Source organism: Streptosporangium minutum (assembly GCF_002149035.1).
In the GTDB taxonomy this organism is placed as follows: Bacteria; Actinomycetota; Actinomycetes; order Streptosporangiales; family Streptosporangiaceae; genus Streptosporangium; species Streptosporangium minutum.
Map to the genome: position 1 here is coordinate 1 of NZ_NGFP01000130.1, position 25,954 is coordinate 25,954.

Consider the following 25,954-nt stretch of genomic DNA (forward strand, 5'->3'; position numbering starts at 1 on the left):
GAGCCGTGCTGGACGGCGTGCACATCGAGCCGTGCTGGACGGCGTGCACATCCCCGGCGACCTGCTGATCCACGCCGAGAACGTCACGGTCAGGAACAGCCAGATCGACGGGAGCGTCATCAACGCCGACGGCCCCCGGACCTACCGGTTCACCATCACCGACTCGACCGTCGGCCCCGGGGTCAGTGTCGGCCGGGRGGTCGGTGTGGGCTTCGGGGTGACCGTGGGCCGGGAGGTCGGCGTCGGCCTCGGCGTGCCGGTCGTGGTGGCGGAGGTGCTGGGACCGGGGCCGGCCGTCTGGCTGGAGCTGCCGCTCGGGCTCGCGCCGGTCTGGCTGGGAGAGGGGCTCGTCCCGGTTGTCTGGCTCGGGCTGGGACTCGTGCCGGTCTGGCTGGGACTCGGACCCGTGCCGGACGTCTGGGTCGGGCTGGGGACGGGGCTCGCACCGGTCTCGCTCGGGCTCGATGACGTGTCGGGGGTGGCGCCCGTGCTCGGGGTCGGGCTCGCGACCGGCGTCTCACCCGGCCCCTGGGGCGGCTGCGACGGCTGGGGCGACCTCGTGGGCGCCGGGGAGCGGTCGCGCCAGCGGAAGATGACGTCCACCCAGTAGTTGTAGCCCTTGGCGTTCCAGCGGTCCGGGAAGGCGCTCCTGCCGTACCCGAACACCCCCGCGTTGCGGGACGTCGTGGCCAGCGGCCCTGAGCGGGCGGAGTCGAAGCCCCTGCTGCCCACGTAGTTGCCGGCCGCGCTGTGGTAGGAGACCGTGTAGAGCTGCTTGGCCTTGAGCCGCACCGGCGAGGCGAAGCGCGCCTCCTGCCAGCCGGAGGCGCTCTCTCCGGCGAACGTCACGCGCGCCAGCCGTTTCCCGCCCGCGCTCCACAGGCTTCCGGTGTGCTTGCCCTTGTCGCCGGGGGCCTTGTAGAACCGGACCCCCGCCACCCAGCCGCTCCTGGCCGCGGTGAAGCGCATGCCCAGTTCGACGGGCGCGCGGTCGGCGCGCGGGGCGGCCTTCACCTTGGTGCTCGTCGACCAGAAGCTCGTCTCCTTGGGCTCCTGCGGTGCGGCGGCGGCGGGCGCGGGCTGAGCCGCGGCCGCCTGTTCCACGGTGACGCCGTCACGGGTAATGAACCAGACAGCCGGGACGGACACCGCCACGACGGCCACGATGAGGACTGCCACCAGTCCAGGTTGCGACCGTCGGCGGCGGGGCGGCCTGCCTTCGCTGTTTCCACCCCGGCGTGGGGGGCGTGTACTGGTCATCTCTCTGACCTCCGCGCCGATTTGCGGTCGGCTCGACAATGTGTCCGTTTGGTCCTCGCGCAGAGGCCATTGTTGCGGCTGAGGTCATAGATACGCATCAGTTTTGCGGGTATTGCCTAGAAGAGTTCCCAAATGACGATTGTTCGACTATGTCATTACTTGATCAGATCGGCATGAGGGCCGTCTCACCTGATGTGCCAACAATAAGGAGGAGATGGTGTGAAAGTTAGCCTACGCAGGTCAGGGGGCCGACGGTCGAGGTGACGCGGTAGTTCTCGTCGATCGTCACCAGCGAGTTGTCAGCCCAGTCGATCGTCTTGCATTCGGAATCGACCGGACCGTAAACCCAGGACTTGTCGACCAGTTTGTTGCCCCGCATGATCAGCTTTCCGCGTCCGTTCCGGAGCTGAATGCTGTAGGTGCCGCCCATGATCAGATTGTTGGTGATCACGGCGTCGACGATCTGCTCGTCGACGAGGAAGATCGGCGCGGTGACGTCCTTGGCGTTGCGCTGGTCGATGGTGTTGTGGTCGAAGACCAGGCCCCTGCCGGTGTTGTAGGTCTGGATGCCGTCGGAGTGGTCACCCGGGTTGGAACACAGGTTGGCGTATGAGTCCTTGACCACGACGTCGTCGCCGGAGGCGCGGAAGCCGTCACCGTGACCGCGGACGTGCACCCGCAGGGCGGTGTACTTGTCCTGCCCGATCCCCGGCAGCGTCTTGCAGCCCTGGGCGGGGCCGACGGTCGAGTCGGTGATGGTGAACCGGTAGCTCCGAGGGCCGTCGGCGTTGATGACGCCTCCGTCGATCCGGCTGTTCCTGACCGTGACGTTCTCGGCGTGGATCAGCAGGTCACCGGGGATGTGCACGCCGTCCAGCACGGTGCCGGCAGTCCTGACCCGGTAGGCGGCGCCGTCCTCGTTGAGGGCCTTCACGGTCAGCTTGGTACCGGGCGGCACGCCGGTGCAGGCCGGGGTCGGATGGCCGGGGCAGCGGCCGGTGGCGCCGGTGGGCTCACCCGGAGTGCCGGTGGGCCGGCTCGTCGGGCTCCCGGCCGAGGACGACGTGCATCCCGCCAGGAACATCATGGTGACCGCTGAGGCGGCAGCGAGCAGACTGACCCATCGCATGTCGTTCACTCCATCGCGTCCGGACCGCAGAGCCGATCTCGCAGCTGCGTCCATGATCCCGCAGAAAGGTCCCGCCCGCTGATCGCCGACACGGGAAGGGGCCAGTCGATCCGCAGTTCGGGATCGTCGTAGCGGACGGACAGGTCCTCGGCCGGGTCGTGCTCCCGGTCGATGCGGTAGCAGACGTCGGTCTGCTCGGTCAGGGCCTGGAAGCCGTGCAGCAGCCCGGGGGGCACGTAGAGGGTGACGAAGGTCTCGTCGTCGAGCAGTACGGAGGTCTGCTCGCCGAAGGTGGGCGAGCCGGGACGGGCGTCGACCAGCACGTCGTGCACCGCTCCGCGCGCGCAGCGCACCAGCTTGGCCTCACCCCGGCCGGAGCGGCCGTGCATCCCGCGGACCGTCCCCTGCCGCGAGCGGGACTGGCTGTCCTGCACGAACGCCGCGAAGTCCAGCCCGGCCCCCTCGGCGACGACCTTGTCGAAGGTCCTGGTGAACAGCCCCCGGTCGTCACGGTGTGGCGTCGGTACGAACAACAGCACCCCGTCGATTCTGGTCCGTTCTACTCTCATCAGGTCATCCTTTTCAGAGGCGATCGGGAGGCGTTCCGGTGAACGACGCTGTGGACGAGGACGCTCCACCGGGCCGCGGACGGCAGCCGGTTGTCAGCGTCGTCGTGCCCGCGCACAACGAGGAGGCCGTCGTCGCGAGCGGTCTGCGGCGGCTGCTGGCGGGGACGGCTCCGGGGGAGTTCGACGTGGTGGTGGTGGCGAACGCGTGCTCCGACCGCACGGCGGAGGTCGCCAGGCAGGCCGGCGTGCGCGTCGTCGAGACGCCGGTGCCGGGCAAGGCCAACGCGCTGCGGCTCGGCGACGAGACCTGCCGGACCTTCCCCCGCGTTTATCTGGACGCCGACGTCGAGCTGGACGCGGAGTCGGTGCGCGCGCTCGTCGCCGCCGCGGGCCGCCCCGGTGTGCTCGCCTGCGCCCCGGTCCCGGCGTGGGACCTGGCCGGAGTCGGCTGGTTCACCCGGCGCATGCACAAGGTGCACGACCAGTTGATCGCGCCGTTCCGGGCGCTGGCGGGAGTGGGGGTGTACGTCCTCACCGAGGAGGGGCACGCCCGGGTCTTCCCCCTGCCGGACGTGATCTCCGACGACGGCTGGGTGCACGGCGGTTTCGCGCCTCACGAGCGGGCGGTGGTCTCCGAGGCCCGGTCGCTGGTCCGCCCGGCGCGGACCGTCTCGGCGCACCTGAACAGGCGGGTGCGGGTGCGCCTGGGCAACCGGCAGCTCGCCGAGCTGGGCCGGTCCGCGGCAGAGGGCCGCCTGCGGTTGAGCTCCCTGGGCGCCCTCGTGGCAGGACGGAAGGTCAGCCTCCTCGACGCGGGCTGCTACCTCACCGTCCTGCTCATGGACCGGACGCTGACCCGGATGCGCGCCTCGCGCGGCAGCGGGGTCCAGTGGGGCACGGACGCCAGCAGCCGGTCCTCGGCGGGCGGGTAGCCCGCGGGGGGGCGCGGCGCCGTCCGTCCGGGCGGTGACGTCCGGGGGGCCGGTACGGCCGGCCGTACCGCTGTCCGAGGGGCGGCGGGACCGCCCGGTACGGCCGGCCGCCCCGCCGTCCGCGTGGCCGCTACGGTCGGGCACCGGCCCGCTCGGTGATCGCGTACACCCGGACCGAGCCGAACGGGCTGTCCTCGGCGCTCCTGCGCCCCCGTGTCACCGTGCGGAGGCGGTGGAAACGGCCGGTGCTCAGCAGGAACGCCTCCTCGACCGGGTTGAAGTAGATCACCGTGACCGGGCGCGGGTTCCGGTCCACGGACGCGATCAGCCTCTCCATCACGGTCGCGAAGGTCTCGCCCCGGAAGGGATTGTTGAGGAACACCACGGTGACGTCGTCGGGGATGTCGTAGTCGAGCACGTCCGACCGGACGAGGTCGACGTCCTTGCAGCGCAGGCGGAGACGGGTGCTCGCGATGTTCTGCCGTGCGATGTCGTTGAGCTGCTCGGAGAGCTCGACACCGATCACTTTCCCGAAGGGGTATCGGGACGCCGCCTCCAGCACCATGCGGCCCATGCCGGAGCCGAGGTCGATGAAGACGTCGTGCTCGCCGACGTCGCGCCGGGGCAGCGTGCGCCGGAGGGTCTGCCAGTTCGCCGCCGAGTAGTAGACCCTGTCCTGCCGGGCCAGCCCGAACTCCTCAAGGCCCACGACGTCCGAGGTCCGTACTCCGTACCGGCGCTCGAACAGGAGCTGGACGGAGGTGCGGCGCAGCCATTTGTAGGACCGCCGGAGCCCTTCCACAGCTCCGGCCGCGGTTGCCGCGCCCGTGTCGACGCAGCTCTCCATCAGGGCGGCGAGCTCCGTGGCGGCGACGGTCTCGATGAGCACACTCATGGCGACGCTTCCTTTCTCGCTGGCATGTCAGGAACAGGCGGCCTCGTAGGCGGCCAGAAGCGCGGTCCTGGAGCGTTCCCACGACAACGGGCCGGTGACCCGGGCCTTACCGGTCTCGCCCATCCGCTGACGCTCCTGAGGATCGTCGAGCAGCCGGGCGATCAGCTTGGCGAACTCCGACTCGTCGTTGGCCGGTGCGTAGACCGCGGCATCCCCGGCCGAGACCCGCGCTTCGCGGAGGTCGAAGGAGACGATCGGGCGGGCCATCGCCATGTACTCCATGATCTTGTTCATGGTGGACACGTCGTTGAGCGGGTTGAGCGGGTCCGGCGCGAGGCAGACGTCCGCCGCGGACAGGTAGCGCAGCAGGTCCTCGTCCGGGATCCGGCCGGTGAACTCGACGGAGTCCGCCAGGCCCAGCTCGCGGGAGAAGGCGATCATGTCCTCGAAGGTGTCCCCGCCGCCGACGAACACCGCGTGCCAGTCCGTGCGGCCCAGGTCGTCGCGGAGCCTGGCCAGGGACCGCAGCGCGTAGTCCACGCCGTCCTGCGGGCCCATCACGCCGAGGTAACAGAGCAGATGCGGCTTCCCGCGCTTGATCGACTCCTCCCGGGGGACCTGGTGGAACCGCTCGACCGCCGGTGCGCTGCGCACCACGAACACCTCTTCGGGCTTCTTGCCGCCCCTGCCGATCGCGACCTCGCGGTAGCTCTCGTTGGTCGCGATGACCACGTCGGCCGCCTGGTAGGTGAGCCGCTCCAACCGGCACACGGCGCGGTAGAGGAAGTCCTTGCCGCGGTCGAAACGGGACAGGTAGAGCTCGGGCACCAGGTCGTGCTGGTCGAACACGAACCGCGCGCCCTGCCGCTTGAGCATCCTCGCCACGAGGAACAGCAGGTCCGGTGGGTTGCAGGCGTGCACCACGTCCACCGGCCCGATCCGCCGGGCCAGCCGGAAGGTGTGCCACAGCGCCGAGCCGTACTCCTGCACGTAGCCGAGCGGGCCGCCGGTCGCCGCCCGCAGCGGATAGCGGTAGATCTTCACCCCGTCTATCTCGACGTGCGGTTCGGTGTCCCGCTTGGTGCCCTGGGGGCAGATGACGTGCACGTCCCAACCGGCGTCGCGCAGCGTGGTGCTTTCCTGCCACACCCGCCGGTCGAACGGTACGGAGAGGTTCTCGACGAGGATGAGTGCTTTACCAGCCAAGGCCCACGTATCCAGGATGTGCCCGGCGCTCGGCGGCGTCGGGGAGGCGGACGAGGTCGATGATCGTACGGTCTCCCGCGCCGTCGAGCGCGCTCAGCACGGCGGGGTCCTTGCAGCCGACGACGCAGACGTCGGCGTGCGCGAGCACGTCGTCGGCGGAGTTGCTCAGCAGGTCGCCCAGGTGCGGCAGCCTGCTCTCGATGTAGTCCCGGTTGGCCCCCATCAGGCGGGACAGCGAGACGTTGGCGTCATAGATGCGCAGGTCGTACCCCTTGCCCAGCAGGCGTTCGGCCAGCTCGACCAGGGGGCTCTCCCGCAGGTCGTCGGTGCCCGGCTTGAACGACAGCCCGAACAGCCCGATGCGGCGGCTGCCGGCCGCGGCCACCAGCTCGAAGGCGCGCCTCAGGTGGTCCTCGTTGGACGGCAGGACGTGCGACAGCAGCGGCACCGAGACGTCGGCCCGCCGGGCCGCGTAGACCAGGCCCCTGAGGTCCTTGGGCAGGCACGAGCCGCCGAAGGCGAAGCCCGGCCGCAGGTAGGCCGGGCTGACGTTGAGCTTGCGGTCGGCGAGGAAGACGTCCATGACCTGGTGGGAGTCCAGGCCGAGCGCCTGGCAGACCGCCCCGATCTCGTTGGCGAAGCTGATCTTCAATCCGTGGAAGGCGTTGTCGGCGTACTTGGTCATCTCGGCCACCGCCATGGGCACCCGGAAGACCTCGCCCGGAAGGCCCTCGTACAGCGAGGCGACCGCGTCGCCGCTGGCGGGGTCGAGCTGGCCGATGACGGTCTTGGGCGGCTCGAAGAAATCGCGCACGCTCGTTCCCTCGCGCAGGAACTCCGGGTTGACCGCCACGCCGAAGCCGGTTCCGGCCCGCAGCCCCGAGGTCCGCTCCAGGATCGGGATGAGCAGGTCGGTGCAGGTGCCGGGGAGCATGGTGCTGCGGAAGACGATCGTGTGCCGCTCGCCCTTGCCGGCCAGCACCTGGCCGATCTGCTCGGCCACCCGCTCCAGGTAGGCGGTGGAGAGGCTGCCGTTCGGAGCGGACGGCGTGCCCACGCAGATCAGCGAGATCTCCGTCGCGTTGATCGCCTCGGCGACGTCGGTGGTGGCCCGTAGCGCACCGGCCCGCACGACCTCGGCGGTCAGCTCGCCGATCCGCTCCTCGACGACCGGCGCCTGGCCGCGGCCGATGAGTTCGATCTTCGTGGGATTGACGTCGACGCCGATCACCTCGTGCCCGCTGGCCGCCAGGCAGGCCGCGGAGACGCAACCGACATAGCCGAGTCCGAACACGCTGATTCTCATTGTGCGCTGCCTCCATCGCGTCACTTGCCGGCCGGTTGCGGGGCAGGAGGCGTTTTCTAAGCCTCGCCCGAATCACCCTTTAGTCGGATGATTTCGTTGGATCGTTACGATTTCGAGAAGTACTCACTCCGAGGTGGGATTACCGCCGCAATGCGCGAAGTTTGTGCACAATATGGCGCAAACCAGGGCCGAGTGCGGATGATTTCGCCGTGGTGACCACGGAGTCCCGTGCCCGCCGCAGCGCCTGCCGGGCCGAGCTCCGGGTCACGATCCCCTGGCACACCGGCGTCTCACCGGTCTTGGCGCGTCTCTTGTACTCGTCGTCGCCGCGTCCGAGGTCGATGCGCGTGATGCCAAGGGCGGGAGCGGCGGCGACGAGTTCGCGCAGCAGCATCCATCCGGGGGCGAGGCTGGAAAAAGCCGGGTCATAGACCGGAAACCACCAGTGGAGCACGTTTCCCGAACGTATTCCGAAATGTGCTGCCACCAGATGGGGGCCGGCGTGCAAAGTGGACAGAACGCCCCCAAATGAGGAGTCGCGGGTGTGCAGCAGCCGGGTCAGCAGGTCATGGCGGTCCGGTTCGGCGAAATAGTCCCTGGCGCCGGTGGCGGCGTACTGCGCGCGCTTGAGCTCCACCACCCGGCCCAGGACCTCGGGGTCGACCGCGTCGGCGGCGAACCGCACCGTGCCGTGCGTCCGCTCGGCCTTCGCCGTACGGCGGCGGGCCTGTCCCATGTTGTCCTTGCCGCTGCGCGACGCCCGGCCCAGGTATCCCTCCAGACCGCCGGAGACGTCCAGGAACGGCGACGGCCGCCGGGACTCCACCCACGGCTCGAAGTCCGCGCAGCTCTCCACCAGGTGGTCGAACTCGAAGCCGCGGACTCCGCCGGTGAGCAGGGCCAGCGGGGGGAAGGAGGAGCCGGGGGCGAGCACGGGCCCCTGGAAGTCCGCCGCCGGCCAGCCCGCGGGCCTGATCAGCGACCGCTCGCGGTGGTGGGGCAGCAGGGCGCTGACCTCGCCCGCCCGGTCCCTGCCCACCGCCACCCGCACCTCGCGGCCACTGGCGTGCACGGCCGCGGCGAAGCCGGGATGGAAGTAGGGGCTGTCCAGCAGGGGGTTGGCCGCCCGCAGCAGATGCCAGGCGTCCAACTCCTCCGCGGTGAGCGCGTCAAACCCGACCGTCCGCACCGTCTGCACCGTCTGCGCCGCCTGTACGGGTCGTGCGGCCTCCCGTGCCCTCGTCGGCCGGGCGGGGTCGGGTGCCTCCGGTCCGTCGGGCGCTTCGCTCGCGGGCATGCTCATCGTCGTTCCTCTCGTCGCCGACCGGATCAGTCCGCGAGCTTCTGGAGCCGGCGCGACGGCCTGAGCAGAGCCACGACCGATGCCCGTGACGTGCGGCGCCCCGCGAGCGCGCGCACTCCCTCACCGAAGACGACCGCCAGGTAGTAGGCAAACGAGGCCGGAGCGCTCCGGCGCCGGCGGAACAGCTTCACCTTGTTGACCGTGAGCAGCGCGGCGAGCGTGGGGTTGACCCCCGAGTCGCCGCCGATGTGCTCGATCACCGACGCCGGTTCGTACCAGAGCGCCCAGCCCCGGTCGCCGGCACGGAGCGCGAACTCGGTCTCCTCGCTGTAGAGCAGGAACGACTCGTCCCACGGGCCGATCTCCCTGATGACGTCAGTGGAGATGAGCATGGCCGCGCCGGTCGCCCAGGCCGCGACGCCGGGCCGTTCGTACTCCCGCGGGTCGGTGACCAGCTCGCCGAGCGTGCCGATCCGGCCCGCCCGGTCTCCGCCGATCAGCGCCTCCGCCAGGGCCCTGCGCAGGGTGGGCGTCCTGCGCAGCGACGGCTGCAGGCTGCCGTCCGGGTTGATCATGCGTGGTACGGCGATGCCGCGTCCCGCCGGCCGCAGCGCGTCGGCGAGCGGGAGGAGCGAGCCCGGCCGCAGCCTGCAGTCGGGATTGATCACGTAGACCGCGTCGATGTCCCGCAGGTCCAGCGCCTCGATACCGGCGTTGATCGCCGCGGCGTAACCGGCGTTCCGGCCGAGCTGGACGGTCCGGAGCGGGAGACCGGTCATCCCTGCGGCGATCTTGAGCGACCCGTCCTTCGAGGCGTTGTCAGCCACGACGACGTCGGCGAGGTGCACACCCCGGGAACCCTCGGTGAGGGAGCGCAGACAGCCTTCGAGTACCTCCGCGCTGTTGTAGGTGACGATCACTACGGCGATCCGGGGGGTACCAGGCGTCATATATTCGTCATCGTCGGGCGCGGCGGTGTCGTTACCACGTTCCAAGCCTCACCGGGGTTCCGGATCCCGCCCGTGCCGATCGCGGGACCTCTCACCCGCGGGCACGCTTGAACGCCCGCGCGGCGACCCTGCGGACGCGCAGCGGCAGCGGCGGCGTCCCGTCGATGATCCGGGGGGCCCACGTGCCGTCGATGTCGTGGCGCAGGCTGTTGCGCGGCTGGAGCCAGGAGCCGGGCCGGGCGCGGCCGCCGTCGCTGGTGTAGGCACGCGTCACCGCCGCCCGCCGCAGCCTGCCGAGCACGCGTCTGTCATAGGAACCGAACGGGATGGCCACCCTCGACACCGGCCGTCCGGTGAGCTCGCCGAGGAGCCGGTTGGCGTCGAAGATCTCCTCTTCCGCCTGCTCCCCGTCCAGCCGCCGCCAGTCGCGATGCGCCCAGCCGTGTGAGCCGACCCGCATGCCCGCCGCGACCAGCTCCCGCACCCCGTCCGCGTCCAGCCGGCCCGGCTCGCCGAGGAGCCCGGCCAGTACGAAGAACTCCGCGGTGAGGCCGCGGTCGAGCAGCCGGGGAAGGGCGATCTCCACATCGGAGGCGTTGCCGTCGTCGAAGGTGATGCGGACGTCCTGGCGGCCCACCGCCGCGTCGAGGACCCGTTCGAACTGCTCGACGCTGACCCAGGTGGTGTCCTCGCCCGGGTCGAGCTCACGGCTGGTCGGACCGATGCCGTGCACCGTGAGGTTGACGACCGAATCCACCAGCGCCCTCGTTTCTGATCCGGCGTCCCGGTTGCGGGAACGGGCACCGCGCGCGATGACCGTGCCCCCGGTTGATATCGGATCCCGCGGCCTCCCGTTACAGCGCGCCGCCCCGCCGCCCGGGGGCCGGCAGCGCCCGGGCGGCGGGGGTCTCCTCGTCGTACGGCGCGGCGGAGCCTGTCAGCGTACGGCGCGGCGGGGGTCCGCCGGAGGGCGTCCCGTCGCGGCACGCCGTCCTGCCACGGCACGTCGTCCTGCTACGGCACGTCGTCCTGTCGCAGGCGCTCGGCGTACCAGGCCGCGGTCAGCCGGAGGCCCTCCTCCAGGCCGGTGGCGGGACGCCAGCGGAGCACCTCGGCGGCGGGGGCGATGTCGGCGATCCGGGCGCTGTCCAGCGGGCGGTCGGAGAGCGCGCCGTAGCGGGGCCGCAGCGAGCTGCCGACGATCCGGCCCAGCAGCTCCACGGTGTCCCGGATGGAGGTCCGCGTTCCCGTGCCGATGTCGAAGCTCCGGCCGGCCGCCTCGGCTGTCCCGCCCGCGGCGAGGAAGGCGTCGACCACGTCGTCGACGTAGACCCAGTCTAGGTGGCGCGTTCCACTGCTGAGGCTGGGCGCCTCGCCGCGGAGCAGCGAGAGCGTCGCGTAGGGCACCAGCTTGCTGGTGTCGTGCTGGCCCGGCCCGTAGACCATCCCGATGCGCAGGGTCGTCACGGGGACGTCCCAGAGATGGTGGAACATCCGCGCGTAGCCGCTGGCGGCCCATTTGGCGACCGCGTAGGGCGACGACGGCGCCGCCTCGCCCTCGCCCGGCCGGGGCTCCTCCAGCGATCCGGCGAGCACCACCCGGGTGTCGGGGCTGCCGGCGACCGCCGTCAGCAGGTTGACCACGCTGGCGAGGTTGCTGTCCAGCATCGTCCGGACGAGCCGCGGGTCCCTCGCCCCGGCGACCTCGCTGGCGAGGTGGAACACGACGCCGGGCCGGGTGGAACGGACGAGGTCCTCGATCGCCTCCGCGTCGCTGACGTCCGCGACGTGCCAGGTCGCTCCGGAGGCGGATTTCTCCTGTGGTCTGCGGCTGACCGCGTGCACCTGCGCTCCGAGCGAGCCCAGGCGCCGTACGAGATGAGCTCCGATGAATCCGGTGGCACCTGTCACCAGCACGCGTGAGCCGTACCAGAGGTGGTCCTCCTGTCCCTGGGCATGTGGGTCTCGGGGCGCAGGGGCGGTGAGCATGGGCGTTCTCCTCGTGTGTCTAACGAGTCATGTCGGACGCTCTAGCTGGCATACCTGGCTGATAGGCCCAGGCATTTCATACCTTGTCCCGCGCGGTGAGGCAGCCGATATCGGCTTGTCCGGGGAAAAACCGATGGGGCCGCTCGATCGAGCGGCCCCATCGTCGTCATCTCGTCCGTCAGCCGATGCGCCAGGTGTCCCCGGCGAGCAGCAGGTCGTCCAGGTCGCCCCGGCCGCGATCGCCGACGGCCTCCTCAAGCTGCCCGGCCATCAGCTCGTCGTAGGAAGGGCGCTCCACGCTGCGGAAGACGCCGATCGGAACGTGCTCGAAGGAGGGCTCGTCCAGCCGTGACAGCGCGAACGCCAGCGACGGGTCGGCGCGGTGGGCGTCGTGGACGAGGATCTCGTCCTCGCGCACCTCCGCCCTCGGGACGACCTCGATGCCGCCGTCGGCCGCCCGGCGCACGGCCTTGGAGGCCGAGACGATCGGCCGGCCGTGCTCCATGCGCAGCGTGATGTCGTCACGCTGCTCCGGGTCCTTCAACGGCTCGAAGGCGTTGTCGTTGAAGATGTTGCAGTTCTGGTAGATCTCGACCAGGGAGGTGCCCCGGTGCTCGGCGGCCTCGCGCAGCACCGACTGCAGGTGCTTGCGGTCGGAGTCGATGGTCCGGGCCACGAAGGAGGCCTCGGCGCCGATCGCCAGCGAGATCGGGTTGAACGGCTTGTCCAGCGAGCCCATCGGGGTGGACTTCGTGATCTTGCCGATCTCGGAGGTGGGGGAGTACTGGCCCTTGGTCAGGCCGTAGATCCTGTTGTTGAACAGCAGGATGTTCAGGTTGACGTTGCGGCGCAGCGCGTGGATCAGGTGGTTGCCGCCGATGGACAGCGCGTCGCCGTCACCGGTGATCACCCATACCGACAGGTCGGGACGGGAGGCGGCCAGCCCGGTCGCGATCGCCGGGGCGCGCCCGTGGATCGAGTGGAAGCCGTAGGTGTTCATGTAGTACGGGAACCGGGACGAGCAGCCGATACCCGAGACGAACACCATGTTCTCGCGCTTGAGGCCCAGCTCCGGGACGAAGGACTGGACCGCCGCCAGGATCGCGTAGTCACCGCAGCCCGGGCACCAGCGCACCTCCTGGTCGGACTTGAAGTCCTTCATCCCCAGCTTGACGTCGGACTTCGGGACCAGGGACAGGCCCCTGCCGTTCTGGATCTCACTCACTGTCGATCACGTCCTGGATCACGCCGGCCAGCTCCTCGGCCTTGAACGGAAGCCCGCGCACGCGGTTGTAGCTGATGATGTCGACCAGGAAACGGGCGCGGAGCAGGAGCGCGAGCTGGCCGAGGTTGATCTCGGGGAGCAACACCTTGTCGTAGGCCCGCAGGACCTCGCCGGTGTTGGCGGGCAGCGGGTTGAGGTGCCGCAGGTGGGCCTGGGCGACCTTGCCGCCGGACTTCCGGATCCGCCGCACGGCCGCCGCGATCGGGCCGTAGGTGGAACCCCAGCCGAGGACCAGCACGCGGGCGTCGCCGTCGGGATCGTCGACCTCCAGCGGCGGGATGTCCTGGGCGATCCCGTCGATCTTGGCCTGGCGGAGCCGGACCATCTTGTCGTGGTTGCCGGGGTCGTAGGAGATGTTGCCGGTGTTCTCGGCCTTCTCGATGCCGCCGATCCGGTGCTCCAGACCCGCGGTGCCCGGGATGGCCCAGGGACGGGCGAGCGTCTCGGCGTCGCGCTTGAAGGGCAGGAAGGTCACGCCGTCCTCGCCGTTGGGCCCGGTGGCGAACTCGGTGGAGATGTCCGGCAGCTCGGCCGCGCTGGGCACCTTCCACGGCTCGGAGCCGTTGGCGAGATAGCCGTCGGACAGCAGCATGACCGGCGTGCGGTACTTCACCGCCAGGCGGGCCGCCTCGATGGCCGCGTCGAAGCAGTCGGACGGGGTGGAGGGCGCCACGATCGGCAGCGGCGACTCGCCGTTGCGGCCGAACATGGCCATGAGGAGGTCGGTCTGCTCGGTCTTGGTGGGCATCCCGGTGCTCGGCCCCGCGCGCTGCACGTCGACCACGAGCAGCGGGAGCTCGGTGGTCACCGCCAGGCCGACGGTCTCGGCCTTCAGCGCCACGCCGGGCCCGGAGGTCGTGGTGACGCCGAGTGCCCCGCCGAAGGCGGCGCCGAGCGCCGCGCCGACGCCCGCGATCTCGTCCTCGGCCTGGAAGGTGCGGATGCCGAACCGCTTGTGCTTGGACAGCTCGTGCAGGATGTCGCTGGCCGGGGTGATCGGGTAGGACCCGAGGAACAGCGGCAGCCTCGCCTGCACCGAGGCGGCGATCAGACCGTAGGCGAGCGCCTGGTTACCGGAGATGTTGCGGTAGACGCCGGGGGGCAGCTTGGCCGGCTTGACCTCGTAGGAGACCGAGAAGGACTCGGTGGTCTCGCCGTAGTTCCAGCCCGCCTGGAAGGCCGCGATGTTGGCCTTGGCGATGTCCGGCTTCTTGGCGAACTTGTTCTCCAGGAACTGGATCGTCGCCTCGGTCGGCCGGTGGTAGAGCCAGCTCAGGAGGCCGAGGGCGAACATGTTCTTGGACCGCTCGGCGTCCTTCTTGGACAGCGTGAAGCCCTCGAGCGCCTTGACCGTCAGCGAGGTCAGCGGCACCGGGTGGAGGCGCCACTCGGCGAGCGAGTCGTCTTCCAGGGGGTTGCCGTCGTAGCCCACCTTCTGCAGGTTGCGCTTGGTGAACTCGTCGGTGTTGGCGATGATGTCGGCCCCGCGCGGCAGGTCGCCGAGGTTGGCCTTCAACGCGGCGGGGTTCATCGCGACCAGGACGTTGGGGGCGTCGCCCGGGGTGAGGATGTCGTGGTCGGCGAAGTGAAGCTGGAAGCTCGACACACCCGGCAGGGTCCCTGCGGGGGCGCGGATCTCGGCCGGGAAGTTGGGCAGGGTCGACAGGTCGTTGCCGAACTCCGCAGTTCCCGCGGTGAAGCGATCACCGGTGAGCTGCATGCCGTCACCGGAGTCTCCGGCGAACCGGATGATCACGCGGTCGAGTTGCTGAACCTGCTTGGTCAAAGCTCAGTCCTCCTCGACGCGGCAGGGCGCCGTTGCTGGTTGCACGTTCTCAGTTCCATGCTAGATCCCTCGGAGTGACGCGTAATCTTTCGCGTTGCTAGATCCCTCGAAGTCACGCGTAATCTTTCGCGTTCCACTCGGCGGAGGAAGGTGACGTGTGTCGCGCATCCTCGGCGGCCGCTGAGTCAGGGCGGGGGCGCTGGCGTTGCGAATGCGGCCGGAAGGCGGCCTACGTGGGGGTCACGATCGCGAACAGTTGGCCCTACACAGCCCGGCGGCGAGCCGGCACAGGTCTATGTGCAGGCGGCCGAAGAGGACAGTTGGGGTCACGATGCCTAACTATATGTCCCGCCCGGGAGCCGACCTCATCACCTCCGGCTATGTACTCATAGCCCCAGGTTATGGCATCGCCTGCTTCTCCAGTGCGCGCGTGGCGCTGCCCGATCTGCCCGAGCCGCCGCCGGACGCGGCGGAGTCATAGGTCCTGCCCGGCTCCATCCCGCGCGAGCCGTACAGCTCGGGGACGGTGACGAAGACGTAACCCTTCTCCTGCAGGCGGCGCACGATCTCGGGAGCCGCGTCGACGGTCGCGCCGTGGACGTCGTGCATGAGGACGATCGCTCCCGGCCTGGCCCGGGAGACGGCCCGGTCGGCGATGGCCCCGGGGTCGCGGTCGAGCCGGTCCTCGGTGTCAACGCTCCACCGGACCACCGACAGGCCCAGCCTGCGCGCCACCGAGGCGACCTGGACGCTGCTCGCGCCGTACGGCGGGCGCATCAGCGTGGGGACCTGCCGGATCGCCTGGGAGATCGTGTACTGGGCGCGGTCGAGCTGGTCGGCGATCCTGCTGCTGGACAGGGAGGTCAGGTCGCGGTGGGACCAGGTGTGGTTGGCCACCAGGTGTCCCTCCTGCCGCATCCGCCACAGCAGCTCGGGGCGGGCGGCGGCGTTGGAGCCGGCACTGAAGAAGGTCGCCCTGGCGCCCGCGCGGGCGAGGGTGTCCAGCAGCCGCCCGGTGTCCGGGCCCGGTCCGTCGTCGTAGGTCAGCGCGACGCACTTGACCCTCGCGCAGTCCACGCTGCCCGCCATGGAGCTCCGCGCCGGAGGCTTGACGGTGTTCGCCGCCTCGATGGACTGGTCCGACCCCATCGGCGGAGACATCCACGCCGTCCCCGAGGCCGCCTGCTGCGCCCGCAGCCCGGTCGCCGACAGCAGCGGCGTCACCTCGGCGGCCGGGACGGCCACCGCCACCCGGCCGAGGTCCTCTCCCGCCACCTGGTAGTCGTCGAACTCCACGACGAGCTCGCCGCGCGGGTTGAAGCCGAGGGAGTCGAACAGCTCCGCGTCCGGTCTGACGGCGCGCGGATCCACTCGCGACCCCTTCTCGTTCAGGCTCTCCCTGACGATCCGGGCCAGCTCGGCCAGCGCGGAGTCGTCCCGGAGAAGGGCGGCGGAGTTCAGGGCGCGCCTGTCCACCCGGTCGTACCAGACGGTGGTGCGGGACTCCGACCAGCCGGCTCCGAGGGATTCGCCGATGCGCAGCCGGACGCCGATCACCTGGTCGGACGCGGCGGCGAGCTGCCAGTCCACGTTGAACTCCGGGTAGGGGAGGGCGGTGTTCATGGAGGTGTCCCGGGTGAACCGGTCGAGCCGCTCGGTGACCGTCCGGCGGATCTTCTCGGACAGGCGGGAGGCGTCGTCGACCGAGGGGTAGGTCACGTGCACGCGCCGGTCGCCGGTGTCGCCTCCGTTCATGTTCCGGACGTTCAGCCCCTGGACCTGGGAGGGGTCCACATAGTTGATCATCGTGGGCTCTGAGGGGAGCGGGTTTTCCTCGGCGGGGGAGGGGATGGCCACGCCGCAGCCGGCCACGGTTGCGGCAACTAGCGCGATTCCTCCGGTGAATCGCAGTTTGGGCATGAAGGAGAGGTTAAAGGCGATATCTGCCCTTTTGCCTGCCGTTGGGGTTAATGGGGCAGAGGTTTTGGCCGCATCAGGTTTGGCCGCTGCCCTGGGTGACGAGGGCGGTGGATACTGCTATAGGTGGTGAGAGAGGCTTCGTCCGGCGGGGGTTCCCGCGAGGAGGATCCATGAGCGGATATTTCAGCTCCTACGGGGTGGTCCTCGCGCTGTTCGTGATCGGGGTGGCCATCGTCGCCGGTGCGCTGTCGGTCAACCGGCTGCTCCGCCCGCACCGCCCGACTCCGGAGAAGCTGCTGACCTACGAGTGCGGCGTCGACCCGGTCGGCGCCGACTGGGCCCAGTCCCAGATCCGCTACTACGTCTTCACCTACCTCTACGTCGTGTTCGCCGTGGACGCGGTCTTCCTCTTCCCGTGGGCGACGGTCTTCGCCGCCCCCGGCTTCGGGATGACCACCCTGGTGGAGATGTTCGTCTTCCTGGGCTTCATCGCGCTCGGGATCCTGTACGCCTGGCGCAAACGCGTGCTCGCCTGGACATGAGACCCGGTGGCCGAGCGAGCGAGGCCATCGGCGCTGAAGGAGAATGAGTGGCATGGCGGATCTTCCGATGCCCACGGTGGGGCCGGTCTCCCGGCTGGCCCCCAAGCCCATGCGCTTCGTCCTCAACTGGGGGCGGCGCTACTCGTTGTGGGCGTTCAACTTCGGCCTGGCCTGCTGCGCGATCGAGTTCATCGCGACCTCGGCGAGCAGGCACGACTTCATCAGGTTCGGGGTCATCCCGTTCGCCAACGGCCCGCGGCAGGCCGACCTGATGATCGTCTCGGGCACGGTGACCGACAAGATGGCCCCCGCGGTCAAGCGGCTGTACGAGCAGATGCCCGATCCGAAATACGTGATCTCCTTCGGCGCCTGCTCCAACTCCGGCGGGCCGTACTGGGACTCCTACTGCGTCACCAAGGGCGTCGACCAGATCATCCCGGTGGACGTCTACGTCCCCGGCTGCCCGCCCCGGCCCGAGGCCCTGCTCCACGGCATCATGCTGCTCCAGGAGAAGATCGCCGCCGAGCACCTGGGCGAACGGTACGGCCGGCCGGCCGGGGAGCCGGCCGTATGAGCGGCGACGCGGGGCTGCCGGTGGTGGCCGCCATCCAGGAACGGTACGGCACGCGCGCACAGGTGTCGGAGTCGTTCGGCGAGGTCACGGTGGACGTCCAGGCCGGCGACTGGCTCGGCCTGCTGGAGTCCGCCCGCTCCGGGGGCTACGAGTTCTTCGACTGGCTGACCGGGGTGGACGACCCGCCGGACGGGTTCTCGGTCGTCGCCCACGTGTTCGACCCCCGCTCGCGCGGGCACCTGCTGCTGCGCACCCGCGTCCCGCGCGAGGACCCCCGCCTGCCCAGCGCGGTCGGCGTCTTCCGGGGCGCCGACTGGCACGAGCGCGAGACCTTCGAGATGTTCGGTGTGATCTTCGAGGGCCACCCGAACCTGGTCCCGCTGCTGCTGCCCGACGGCTTCGAGGGCTTCCCGCTGCGCAAGGACTTCGTGCTGGCCGCCCGGGTCGCGAAGGCCTGGCCGGGGGCCAAGGAGCCCGGTGAGTCCGACCACGGCTCGCCGAGCCGCCGCAAGACCCTCCCGCCCGGCGTGCCCGCCGACTGGGGACGTGATGGCTGAGACGCCCGGCGGCCGGGAGGCATGATGGCTGAGACGCGCAGCGGCCCGGGAGCCGTGACGGCCGGAGTGCTCAGCCGGAGTGCCCGGCCGGGAGACGTGACACCCGGAGTGCCCGGGTGGGAGGCGTGATGGCCGGAGTGCTCGACGCCGCGGTCCGGCTCGTCGGGATCATCGCGGTCTTCCTCGTGCTGCCGCTGGTCGCCGGGCAGACCGAGCACAAGGTCATGGCGCACATGCAGGCGCGGCTCGGCCCGATGTACGCGGGGGGCTTCCACGGCTGGGCCCAGCTCATCGCGGACGGGATCAAGTTCGTCCAGAAGGAGGACGTGATCCCGGCCGCCGCCGACCGCCGGGTCTTCGCCCTGGCGCCGGGGGTGGCGCTGATCCCCTACCTGGTGGTGATGGCCGTCATCCCGGTCGGCCCAGGTCTGGTCGGGGTGGACCTGGACGTCGGCCTGTTCTTCGTCCTGGCCGTGATGGGGGTCGGCGTGCTCGGCTCGATCATGGCCGGGTGGTCGTCGGGGAACAAATACTCGGTCCTGGGCGGGATGCGGTCGGCGGCCCAGCTCATGTCCTACGAGCTGCCGCTGGTCCTGGCGGCTTCCAGCGTCGCGATGGCCGCGGGCACGCTCTCCCTGCCGGGCATCGTGGAGGCCTGGCAGTGGTGGTGGCTGCCCTGGCAGGCGATCGGCGCCGTGATCTTCTTCCTGGCGGGGCTCGCCGAGCTGCGCCGCCCGCCGTTCGACATGCCGATCGCGGACTCCGAGATCATTATGGGCCCGCTGACCGAATACGCGGGGATCAGGTTCGCCCTGTTCATGCTGGCCGAATACGCTGGGATCATCGTGGTCTCCGCCCTCACCGCCGTGCTGTTCCTGGGCGGCTGGCACGGGCCCCTGCTGCCCGGGCCCGTGTGGATGCTCATCAAGGTGTTCGCCCTGGTGTTCGTGGTGATCTGGCTCAGGGTGAGCTTTCCCCGCCTCCGCGAGGACCAGCTCCAGAAGCTCGCCTGGGTGGGCCTCGTGCCGCTGGCACTGATCCAGCTCGCGCTGACGGGGGTCGTCAAAGTCCTGGCGGGATGATCCGCCCCTCCGCGATCCCCGCCGCCGGTGGCGTGGCGTGTCGCGCGCACGCACCGCTCCGCCGTACAGGATGGGGTCGATGTGCGAAGCGTGCGCGCCGGACACGTTCGAAGCGTGCGCGCCGGGCAAGGGGCAAGAAGGAAAACCGTATGTGACATCACAGGCCAAGGACGGAACGCATGACTCTCGCGCTCGCCGTGGAGGACGACGATCTGGTCGTCGAGGTACCGGAGCATCCGCCGGTACGGCTGCCGCTCGCCGGCCCGGACCGGGTGAGCACGCTGCTCCTGTTCGGCTACCCGGGCAGGGGCAGGACGCGGTACGGCCTGGCGGTGCTGGACGAGTCCGGCCTGGTGATGATGGAGGCTCCCGGCTCCCGCTCGCGCCGGCAGGTGGAGGCGTTCGCCCAGGAGAACGGCCTGGGGTTCGAGCTGCGGCGGTTCGCCACGGGGGAGGAGGCCCGGATCGCGCTCGCCCGCAGGTCGCCGGGGTGGCACGTGGTGACCTGGCGCCGGCCGCCCCCGGCGCTGCCGAGGCTCCGCGTGCCGGGGGTGAGAAGCCTGCGGCCGCCCATGGGCTCGCCGAAGGTCTGGTGGCGCGAGCAGCTGCTCTACGGGCTCATGTGGCTGGTGCTGGCCTACGGCGTCGCCTTCGCGACGCTGGTGGTCCTCAACATGACGGCCCCCGGCCGTGACGTCACCCGGGGCATGGGCCTGCTCGGGATCGCCGCCCTGGTCCTGGCCGTGGTGACCGTCATCGGCGCCGCCGTCGTCGTCGGGATCGGCCGGCGCCGGACCCGCAGGCAGATCGCCGACGCCCGGGAGCTCCAGCGACGGGGGGATCCGCACTGCCGCCTGGTGGTCGTCCACGGCCGGCTGCTGCTGGAGACGGCGCGCAGGACGCGCGAGATCGACGCGTCCAGACTGCTGCTCTACTCGGCGGAGCCCGGGGTGGGCGGGCTGATCGTCGGTGAGAGCCTGCTCCACCTGCCGGGACACTGGGATCCCGAGGAGGTGGAGCGCTTCGCCGTGCGGAACGGACTGGAGCTCCGGACCAGGGCACTGAGCCGCGAGGAGTACCTCGACCTGACGACCCGGGTCCGGGACGCGGTGCCGTAGACGATCGGTCCCAGGGCATGGCACCCGGGTCCGGGACGCGGTGCCGTAGACGATCGGTCCCAGGGCGCGGCACCCGGCTCCGCGGGACCGTCCGGTCCCGCGAGAGGTACGGCCGGCGTGCGACGGCCGGCTCAGCGGCTCACCACGGTCTCCCGCTCCATGCGTGACAGTTTCTCGGGATTGCGCACGGCGTAGAGCCCGGTGATGAGGCCGCCCTCGATGCGCACCGCCATGACGGTGTCGATCTCGCCGTTGAGCCGGCGGATCAGCGCCGGGTGGCCATTGACCTGTGCCGGCTGCAGCGACGCCGCGGCGAACCTGCCCAGCACGTCGGCCACGCCGCCGGCCCCCACGACGGGCGCCAGCGCGGCCGGCACGACTCCGCCACCGTCGCCCAGAAGGACGACATCCGGCGCGAGGATGTCGAGCAGGCGTTGCAGATCGCCCGTCTCGACTGCCCGCTGGAACGCCTCAAGCACGCCGCGGGCCTCGGCCGGGGAAACGACCCCGCGCGGCCGGCGCGCCGCGACGTGTGCCCGTGCCCGGTGGGCGATCTGGCGGACCGCGGCCGGGCTCTTGTCGACGGCTCCGGCGATCTCGCCGTAGGCCAGATCGAACACCTCACGCAGTACGAACACCGCCCGCTCGGTCGGCGTGAGCGTCTCCAGCACCAGCAGCATCGCCATCGAGACGCTCTCGGCCAACTCGACATCCTCGGCCACGTCGGGCGTGGTCAGCAGTGGCTCGGGCAGCCAGGGGCCGACGTAGGACTCCTTGCGCCGGCCGAGCGTGCGCAGTCGGACGAGCGCCTGCCGGGTGGTGATCCGGACCAGGTACGCGCGCTGATCCCGTACGGTGCCGAGATCGACGCCCACCCACCGCAACCAGGTCTCCTGCAGGACGTCCTCCGCGTCGGTGGCCGAGCCGAGCATCTCGTAGGCGACGGTGAACAGCAGGTTGCGGTGGGCGACGAACGCCTCGGTGGCGGACTCCGCGCGGCCGTCCTGGCTCATGCCCCCGCCGGGACCTTCGGGCGCGGTCTGCGACGTGCCGGCCATGGGAGTGGCTCCTTCACTCTCGACTGTGTCGCCCACCAGACACCGGGTCCCGCCGTTTTGTGACACCGAGACGGGATCCAATCCTTGCTGCCCGCTCCCGGACGACGTGACTCGCCCGCTCCCGGACGACGTGGCTTGTCCGCTGCCGGACGATGTGACTTGCCCGCTGCCGGATGGCGTGACGCCGAGGCGGCGTCGTGAGCAGCGGCGCGTCGGACATCGCCGATACGGCCACCTGTCTGTGACGCACGTCACGCGACCCGCGCTGTCACAAGGATCGGGTCGCCGGTGTCTTGTGCTCGTTCAGCGCAACACGCGACGACACAAGGGAAACGCATCGTGGAACCACGTTTGACCCTCTCCGGCGGCCCGATCGCAGCCACGTCCATGAGCTCGGCGCTTGAAACCCTCCGCCGTGACTTCGGCGGCGACATCATCGAACCGGGCGCGGCGGAGTACGCGTCGGCCGGCCGCTCGGTACTGGCGTCGGGCAGTCCGGCCTGTGTTCTGCGGCCCAAGAGCGTCGGGGACGTGCGGGCGGGTGTCGGATTCGCCGCCGGCGCAGGGCTTCCGCTGTCCGTGCGAGGCGGTGGCCATGGGTTTGCGGGCTTCGGCACCAACGACGACGGCGTCGTGATCGACCTCGGTGGCCTCGCGGACGTGGAGATCATCGACAACGAGCGCCACCTCGTGCGGATCGGCGGCGGCGCCACCTGGGGCCAGGTCGCGGACGCCCTGGCCCCGCACGGCCTGGCGATCTCCTCCGGCGACACCAGGGGTGTCGGTGTCGGTGGGCTGACGCTGACCGGCGGCATCGGCTGGAAGGTCAGGAAGTACGGCCTGACCCTGGACAGCGTGGTCGCCGCAGAGGTGGTCACCGCCGGTGGGCGGGTCGTGCGGGCGAGCGAGGAGGAGAACCCGGAGCTGTTCTGGGCGATTCGCGGCGGCGGCGGCAATTTCGGGATCGTGACCGCCTTCGAGTTCGTGGCGCACCCGACGACAGACGTCTTCTACGGCAAGATCGCCTTCCCGGCGTCGCAGGCGGCCGGCGTGCTCCAGGGCTGGGCGGACCACCTCCGCACCGCCCCCGAAGAGCTCACCTCCATCGCGAGCTTCGCCAATCCCTTCGCCGGCGGGCCCGAAGCGCCGGTCGAGATCCACGTCGCCTTCGACGGCGACGACCCGGAGCTCGCGGCCAAGGCCGTCGATCCGATCCGCCGGCTCGGCACGGTGATCGACGATGATGTCGCGCTGAAGCCCTATGCGGACACGCTCGTGGATGGCGTGACCCCGCCGCCCGGCATCCAGCTCGTCACCCGGAGCGCGTTCGTCGACAGGGAATCGGTGTCCGAGGTCCTCCGGATCCTCGCCGAGGCCGGGGCGTCGGAGCGGCCGCCGTTCATCGCCGTGCGCAGCGTCGGCGGCGCGGTGTCCCGAGTCCCCGGCGACGCCACCGCCTACGCGCATCGCCAAGCGGAGTTGATGTTCGTGACCACCACCGTGGGCCCGGCGCCGGTCGTCGAGGCCGCCCGTCCGGCTCTGGAAGCGGTCTGGCGGAGACTCGCACCTCACGTCAGCGGCGCCTACGCGAACTTCCTCGCTTCCGCCACCGAGGAGGATGTCGCCGCGATCTACCCAGCGGAGACCTACGAGCGGCTCGCGGCGGCCAAGCGCCAGTACGACCCCGGCAACCTGTTCGCCCGCAACCACAACGTCCGGCCTCGGTAGGCCGTGCGGACAGGCAGGGCCGTCTGAGGCGCCCCGGCCAGTTCGTACAACGCGGTCCGCATCGTGCCGTACGGTCCGTATCGTGCCGAGGGCCGCGTGCCGTACGGTCCGTATCATGCCGGGGCCCGCATCGTGCCGGGCCCGCGTTGTGCCGGGGCCCGCATCGTGAGGCCGAGCCGCTCCGCCGGAACCGTGCCGGATCAGTTCCGGTGGGGCTGCGGGAGGGGCCGAGCCGAGGAGTCGAGCCGAGGTCTTCGACATGCTTTCAAGCTTGCCCGCATCCTAGGGCGGAACCTGTCCTAGCCGATCCGTAATGTCGTGGGCATGGCGAAAATCAACCCGTTCCGCATCGATATCCCGCAGGCCGACCTGGACGACCTCCGCGACCGCCTGGCACGCACCCGCTGGCCGGACGAACTGCCCGGCACCGGCTGGTCGTACGGCGTCCCGTCCTCCTACGCGAAGAAGCTGGCCGAGTACTGGCGGACGGCGTACGACTGGCGGAAGCAGGAGGCGGCGCTCAACGAGCACCCGCAGTTCACCACCGAGATCGACGGCCAGAACATCCACTTCCTGCATGTCCGCTCGCCCGAACCCGACGCACTGCCGCTGATCATCACGCACGGCTGGCCGGGCTCGGTCGCTGAGTTCCTGAAGGTCATCGGACCGCTCACCGACCCGGTGGCGCACGGCGGCGACCGGTCCGACGCGTTCCATGTCGTCGCCCCGTCGATCCCCGGGTTCGGCTTCTCCGGTCCCACCACCGAGACCGGCTGGGACATGCAGCGGGTCGCCCGGGCGTGGGCGGAGCTGATGGACCGGCTCGGCTACCGGCGGTACGGCGCGCAGGGCGGCGACAGCGGCGCGGTCATCGCGCCGATGCTCGGCCGCACCGCACCCCAGAACGTCGCCGGCGTGCATGTCAACGGCGCTCTCGGGTTCCCGACCGGCGACCCGGCCGAGTTCGAGGGGCTGACCCACGCGGAACTCGCCCGCCTCGGCCAGTACCAGGACCAGGACCGGGCCGGCTACGCGATGATCCAGGCGACCCGGCCGCAGACCGTCGCGTTCGGGCTGCACGACTCGCCCGCGGCGCAGCTGGCGTGGATCGTGGAGAAGTTCAAGGAGTGGACCGACCCGGCCCGCGAACTGCCCGAGGACGCGGTGGACATCGACCAGATGCTCACCGACGTGAGCATCTACTGGTTCACCGGGACCGCCGCCTCGGCTGCCCGCCTCTACAAGGAAGGGCAGAAGGGGTGGGGGGCGGCGGCCGAGTACTCGGCGCTGCCGCACGGCGCCGCCGTCTTCCCCGGCGACGCCGGGGTCCGGCGGATCGCCGAGCGCGAGCACAACGTCGTGCACTGGTCGGAGTTCGACCGGGGCGGTCACTTCGCAGCGATGGAGGCGCCCGACCTGCTCGTCGAGGACGTCCGGGCCTTCTTCCGCCTCGTCAGGTGAGTTCCTGATCCCCGTGCGGCCGCCTCGCCCTCGCCCTCGCCCTCGCCCTGGCCCTCGCCGGTGCCGCTCAGCGCTGCGCGGTGGTGCCCGGCCTCCCCGGTCGGCTGTCGTCTTCATCGTCGCCGTCCTGGGGCTTCAGGGGTCCGCAGATCACGGATACCGGCCCGAAGCCCCTCGTGCGCGGGTGGCCTGTGAGGTCCTTTCTCCTGGGCCGGCCATGCGATGGTTGCGGATCTCCGTGGCCGTGGGCCCCGGAACCGGTCGATCGTCTAGTTCACGATCCGCAGCATGATGTCAGCGGCCGTGGGCCGGTTGCCGGGCTGTTTCTCCAGGCAGGACGCGGCCAGCGGGCGCAGGGACTGGGGCAGGGCGGACAGGTCGGGGTGATGGTTGATCACCCTGTTGAGGATGGCGGGGATGGTGTCCTCGCCGAAGGCCACGCGGCCGGAGGCGGCGAAGATCATGGTGGCCGCCCAGCTGAACACGTCGGTCTCCGGGCCTATGCTGCCCCCGCCGAGCTGCTCGGGGGACATGTAGGCGGGGGTGCCCATGATGTTGCCCGACGTCGCGGTGACCTGGTCGAGGGCGCGGGCGATGCCGAAGTCGATCACGCGTGGGCCGTCCGCGCCGATCAGCACGTTGGCCGGCTTGAAGTCCCGGTGCACCACGCCCGCCCGGTGGATGGCGGCCAGCGCGCCCGCCGTGGCCAGGGCCAGCCGGGTCAGCCCGTCCTCGTTGCGCGGTCCCTGGTCGCGGACCAGCTGCTCCAGGGAGACGCCGTCCACATACTCGCTGACGACGTAGGCCTGGTCCTCGTTGATGTTGACGTCCAGCACCCGCGCGGTGGAGAACGTCGCCACCCTGCGTGTCGCCTCCACCTCCCTCAGGAACCGCTCCCGGACCACCTGGTTGCCGTTGAAGTGCTCGTGCAGAACCTTGATCGCGACCTTCTGCCCCTGCGGGGTGAGCGCGAGATGGACCGTTCCCTGACCGCCCTTGCCCAGGTTTCCGATCAGCCGGTACGGTCCCAGCCAGCCCTGGGGCGCCGGGCCGTTGTGCTGCCTGCTGTTGTGCTGCCCGCTGTTGTGCTGCGTCCGGCCCTGGTGGGGCTGGTCGTAGCCGTGGCGGGTCTGGTCGTAGCGCGTCTGGCCGCTATAGGGCTGGCCGTTGTGGGTCTGGGGCTGGGTGTGGTGGGTCCGGGGCTGCGGGCCGGGCGTGTGCATCTGCGACGCGACGGTGGGCGCGGTCGGGTACGGCATCACCGGGACCGGGGCCGGATGGGGGGTCTGGGCAGGGTACGGGAG

General features: G+C 70.6%; 24 protein-coding genes. 8 read left to right on the forward strand and 16 right to left on the reverse strand.

The features are described from left to right. Window positions 1–141: 141 nt before the first annotated feature. The 3 genes from CA984_RS45575 to CA984_RS25695 all read right to left on the reverse strand — a co-directional run bounded on the left by CA984_RS45575 (window position 142) and on the right by CA984_RS25695 (window position 2,958). Window positions 142–1,179, reverse strand: a complete 1,038-nt coding sequence (locus tag CA984_RS45575; protein ID WP_165781405.1) for a DUF4082 domain-containing protein — start codon at window positions 1,177–1,179, stop codon at window positions 142–144. Window positions 1,180–1,486: 307 nt separating this feature from the next. Next, window positions 1,487–2,389: a hypothetical protein gene (locus CA984_RS25690; RefSeq protein ID WP_086576112.1), complete on the reverse strand. Its 903-nt coding sequence runs from the start codon at window positions 2,387–2,389 to the stop codon at window positions 1,487–1,489. 5 nt (window positions 2,390–2,394) lie between these two features. Beyond that, window positions 2,395–2,958: a dTDP-4-dehydrorhamnose 3,5-epimerase family protein gene (locus CA984_RS25695; RefSeq protein WP_086576113.1), complete on the reverse strand. Its 564-nt coding sequence runs from the start codon at window positions 2,956–2,958 to the stop codon at window positions 2,395–2,397. A 38-nt stretch (window positions 2,959–2,996) separates the two neighbouring features. Here CA984_RS25695 and CA984_RS25700 point away from each other — a divergent pair, with 38 nt between their 5' ends. After that, a complete protein-coding gene (locus CA984_RS25700; RefSeq protein WP_207621029.1) occupies window positions 2,997–3,890 on the forward strand; it encodes a glycosyltransferase family 2 protein in 894 nt (297 codons plus the stop codon). Between the two features lie 130 nt (window positions 3,891–4,020). On the opposite strand, the gene CA984_RS25705 is transcribed toward CA984_RS25700, so the two are convergent. The 11 genes from CA984_RS25705 to CA984_RS25750 all read right to left on the reverse strand — a co-directional run bounded on the left by CA984_RS25705 (window position 4,021) and on the right by CA984_RS25750 (window position 16,530). Further along, the gene (locus CA984_RS25705; protein ID WP_086576114.1) at window positions 4,021–4,785 is read right to left on the reverse strand and encodes a methyltransferase domain-containing protein; all 765 of its coding nucleotides are present in this window, start codon (window positions 4,783–4,785) and stop codon (window positions 4,021–4,023) included. 27 nt (window positions 4,786–4,812) lie between these two features. After that, window positions 4,813–5,991: a glycosyltransferase family 4 protein gene (locus CA984_RS25710; protein ID WP_086576115.1), complete on the reverse strand. Its 1,179-nt coding sequence runs from the start codon at window positions 5,989–5,991 to the stop codon at window positions 4,813–4,815. Beyond that, window positions 5,981–7,297 (reverse strand): nucleotide sugar dehydrogenase, encoded by a 1,317-nt coding sequence (locus tag CA984_RS25715; protein ID WP_086576116.1) that lies wholly within the window; start codon window positions 7,295–7,297, stop codon window positions 5,981–5,983. Before CA984_RS25715 ends, CA984_RS25710 begins: the two co-directional genes overlap by 11 nt. A gap of 139 nt (window positions 7,298–7,436) precedes the next feature. After that, window positions 7,437–8,600, reverse strand: a complete 1,164-nt coding sequence (locus CA984_RS25720) for a GNAT family N-acetyltransferase (RefSeq protein WP_242676161.1) — start codon at window positions 8,598–8,600, stop codon at window positions 7,437–7,439. Window positions 8,601–8,626: 26 nt separating this feature from the next. After that, window positions 8,627–9,550, reverse strand: a complete 924-nt coding sequence (locus CA984_RS25725) for a glycosyltransferase family 2 protein (RefSeq protein WP_086576117.1) — start codon at window positions 9,548–9,550, stop codon at window positions 8,627–8,629. Window positions 9,551–9,641: 91 nt separating this feature from the next. Then, complete coding sequence (locus CA984_RS25730; protein ID WP_086576118.1) at window positions 9,642–10,307, reverse strand: polysaccharide deacetylase family protein; 666 nt, start codon at window positions 10,305–10,307, stop codon at window positions 9,642–9,644. Between the two features lie 257 nt (window positions 10,308–10,564). After that, window positions 10,565–11,539, reverse strand: a complete 975-nt coding sequence (locus CA984_RS25735; RefSeq protein ID WP_086576119.1) for an NAD-dependent epimerase/dehydratase family protein — start codon at window positions 11,537–11,539, stop codon at window positions 10,565–10,567. Between the two features lie 178 nt (window positions 11,540–11,717). Further along, window positions 11,718–12,764 carry a 2-oxoacid:ferredoxin oxidoreductase subunit beta gene (locus tag CA984_RS25740; RefSeq protein WP_086576120.1) on the reverse strand — a complete coding sequence of 349 codons (1,047 nt, stop codon included), beginning with the start codon at window positions 12,762–12,764 and terminating at the stop codon, window positions 11,718–11,720. Next, complete coding sequence (locus CA984_RS25745; protein ID WP_086576121.1) at window positions 12,757–14,610, reverse strand: 2-oxoacid:acceptor oxidoreductase subunit alpha; 1,854 nt, start codon at window positions 14,608–14,610, stop codon at window positions 12,757–12,759. Before CA984_RS25745 ends, CA984_RS25740 begins: the two co-directional genes overlap by 8 nt. Window positions 14,611–14,850: 240 nt before the next feature. Next, window positions 14,851–14,940: a putative leader peptide gene (locus CA984_RS49340; RefSeq protein ID WP_352031834.1), complete on the reverse strand. Its 90-nt coding sequence runs from the start codon at window positions 14,938–14,940 to the stop codon at window positions 14,851–14,853. Window positions 14,941–15,009: 69 nt separating this feature from the next. Beyond that, on the reverse strand, window positions 15,010–16,530 hold the full coding sequence (locus CA984_RS25750) for a polysaccharide deacetylase family protein (RefSeq protein WP_086576122.1): 1,521 nt from the start codon (window positions 16,528–16,530) through the stop codon (window positions 15,010–15,012). Between the two features lie 170 nt (window positions 16,531–16,700). Here CA984_RS25750 and CA984_RS25755 point away from each other — a divergent pair, with 170 nt between their 5' ends. From CA984_RS25755 to CA984_RS25775, 5 genes are all read left to right on the forward strand, one after another. Next, a complete protein-coding gene (locus CA984_RS25755; protein ID WP_086576123.1) occupies window positions 16,701–17,072 on the forward strand; it encodes an NADH-quinone oxidoreductase subunit A in 372 nt (123 codons plus the stop codon). A gap of 52 nt (window positions 17,073–17,124) precedes the next feature. Beyond that, complete coding sequence (locus CA984_RS25760; RefSeq protein WP_086576124.1) at window positions 17,125–17,646, forward strand: NADH-quinone oxidoreductase subunit B; 522 nt, start codon at window positions 17,125–17,127, stop codon at window positions 17,644–17,646. Next, the gene (locus CA984_RS25765; protein WP_086576125.1) at window positions 17,643–18,203 is read left to right on the forward strand and encodes an NADH-quinone oxidoreductase subunit C; all 561 of its coding nucleotides are present in this window, start codon (window positions 17,643–17,645) and stop codon (window positions 18,201–18,203) included. The genes CA984_RS25760 and CA984_RS25765 overlap by 4 nt, the downstream gene beginning before the upstream one ends. 128 nt (window positions 18,204–18,331) lie before the next feature. Further along, the gene (gene nuoH, locus CA984_RS25770) at window positions 18,332–19,285 is read left to right on the forward strand and encodes an NADH-quinone oxidoreductase subunit NuoH (protein WP_086576132.1); all 954 of its coding nucleotides are present in this window, start codon (window positions 18,332–18,334) and stop codon (window positions 19,283–19,285) included. Window positions 19,286–19,464: 179 nt separating this feature from the next. Continuing rightward, window positions 19,465–20,403 carry a hypothetical protein gene (locus tag CA984_RS25775; protein WP_086576126.1) on the forward strand — a complete coding sequence of 313 codons (939 nt, stop codon included), beginning with the start codon at window positions 19,465–19,467 and terminating at the stop codon, window positions 20,401–20,403. Between the two features lie 131 nt (window positions 20,404–20,534). Here CA984_RS25775 and CA984_RS25780 read toward each other — a convergent pair whose 3' ends face one another. Then, window positions 20,535–21,461, reverse strand: coding sequence for an RNA polymerase sigma-70 factor (locus CA984_RS25780; protein WP_086576127.1), 927 nt, complete (start codon window positions 21,459–21,461; stop codon window positions 20,535–20,537). Between the two features lie 339 nt (window positions 21,462–21,800). On the opposite strand from CA984_RS25780, the gene CA984_RS25785 reads away from it, so the two are divergent. Together CA984_RS25785 and CA984_RS25790 are read left to right on the forward strand one after the other, a co-directional pair. Further along, window positions 21,801–23,189 (forward strand): FAD-binding oxidoreductase, encoded by a 1,389-nt coding sequence (locus CA984_RS25785; protein WP_242676162.1) that lies wholly within the window; start codon window positions 21,801–21,803, stop codon window positions 23,187–23,189. Window positions 23,190–23,513: 324 nt separating this feature from the next. Continuing rightward, window positions 23,514–24,650: an epoxide hydrolase family protein gene (locus CA984_RS25790; protein WP_086576128.1), complete on the forward strand. Its 1,137-nt coding sequence runs from the start codon at window positions 23,514–23,516 to the stop codon at window positions 24,648–24,650. Between the two features lie 269 nt (window positions 24,651–24,919). On the opposite strand, the gene CA984_RS25795 is transcribed toward CA984_RS25790, so the two are convergent. After that, a partial coding sequence (locus tag CA984_RS25795; protein ID WP_207621030.1) for a serine/threonine-protein kinase occupies window positions 24,920–25,954 on the reverse strand: 1,035 nt, incomplete at its 5' end.